Annotated in this window: 2 protein-coding genes; one reads left to right on the forward strand and one right to left on the reverse strand. The window is 52.8% G+C overall.

Going from position 1 to position 1392, the window contains the following annotated elements; genetic code table 11:
* Positions 1 to 444, forward strand: a 444-nt coding sequence (locus ACJO3T_RS00360) for a proton-conducting transporter transmembrane domain-containing protein (RefSeq protein ID WP_406977500.1), incomplete at its 5' end; no start/stop codon positions are given.
* A gap of 81 nt (positions 445 to 525) precedes the next feature.
* On the opposite strand, the gene ACJO3T_RS00365 is transcribed toward ACJO3T_RS00360, so the two are convergent.
* Positions 526 to 1113, reverse strand: a complete 588-nt coding sequence (locus ACJO3T_RS00365; RefSeq protein ID WP_406962524.1) for an imm11 family protein — start codon at positions 1111 to 1113, stop codon at positions 526 to 528.
* Positions 1114 to 1392 lie beyond the last annotated feature (279 nt).

The raw sequence follows: 1392 nt of genomic DNA on the forward strand, positions 1-1392 counted from the left end.
GCGGCGTTCGGTGTGGTTACCATGGTATCCAGTCCCTTTGGTGGCGAGGATGCTGCCGGCCTGCACCACTACCGCGGCCTGTTCTGGCGCCGGCCTTGGCTGGCGGCTGTGATGACCGTGAGCTTCCTGTCCCTGGCCGGCATCCCACTGACCGCCGGCTTTATCGGCAAGTTCTACGTGATTGCACTGGGTGTAGCCCACAGCCAGTGGTGGCTGGTGGGCGGCATCGTCGCCGGTAGCGCCATCGGGCTGTTCTATTACCTGCGGGTGATGGTGACCCTGTACCTGCCGGAGCCTGGGATGCGGCATCGGGATGCTGTGCATGACTGGGGGAGTCGGGTTGGGGGGTTGGCTCTTCTCGTGGTCGCGGTGCTGATTTTGGTTATTGGGGTTTATCCTGGACCTGTTATTGATTGGGTTGTTGGGTTGGTTTGGGTTGGTTGACTTGGGCCGGAGGTAGGCCGTCTGTTCAGATGGAGCCCTCAAAAGCCGGTAGCAGTCGCGTCAGGGATGAGTCAGCCTGCCTTACGGCTTCTCGCTCAAAATGCCATCCCATTTTTCGGGCTTTATAAGCTTCATTCCCGATACGCCCAGACGTTGCAAATTATCAGCGATACGCCCCTCAAGTACGATTACGCGCTCAAACATATGCATGCGATAGATGTCACCAAAGCTTTCTTCCTTCAAAACCATAGTACCAACCTCTTCAATGTCTACGACCTCTCCATCTTCTTCCTCGACCTCTAAATCGCTTGCTGCAAAGTCGATGCAGTCTACCAGCCCAATAATATTCATCACATAATAACCCTGTCCTGGCTGTGCACTTCGTTTCTCAGCAATGCTTGCAGGAAAGTACTGAGCCTGTACACCTAAGTCATCCAATACCTTTTTAAGTTTTTCGGAGACGACGGGTGCACCGAGGTCTGTGGCTGCAAAGTCCGTCATTTTCCCGAGTGGCAGGGTTTCACACCAAAACTCTAGGTTTGAAAGATCACAGTCGGAAGCTGATAACAATCTTCCCTTTTCCCAAATAAGCTCCATACACGAACAGTTAGATGTTCCGGTCAGAGAAGGGGATGTATCAACATCTGGAAATAGTAGCAATTTGGTCATTGCATAATCTCTATAAATTGGGACGCTTATAACTGGGACAGGCATTCTCAAAAGAACTTTTTGCTTATAGAAACAAAGTGAAAGAATTCACGCAAGCGTCGACGATGGCTGCAGGTGAACATAGCTAGAACATAGTTACAGAACATAGTTAGGACAGACACTCCCAAGACACCGCCCCCGGGAGGAGTTCTACCTGTTGCTGCTGTGCGCGGTGACCGGCGCCCTGGGGCTGGTGGCCAGCAACCACCTGGCGAGCCTGTTCATCAGCCTGGAGCTGCT

This window comes from Marinobacter shunpengi, from assembly GCF_045449715.1.
GTDB lineage: Bacteria > Pseudomonadota > Gammaproteobacteria > Pseudomonadales > Oleiphilaceae > Marinobacter.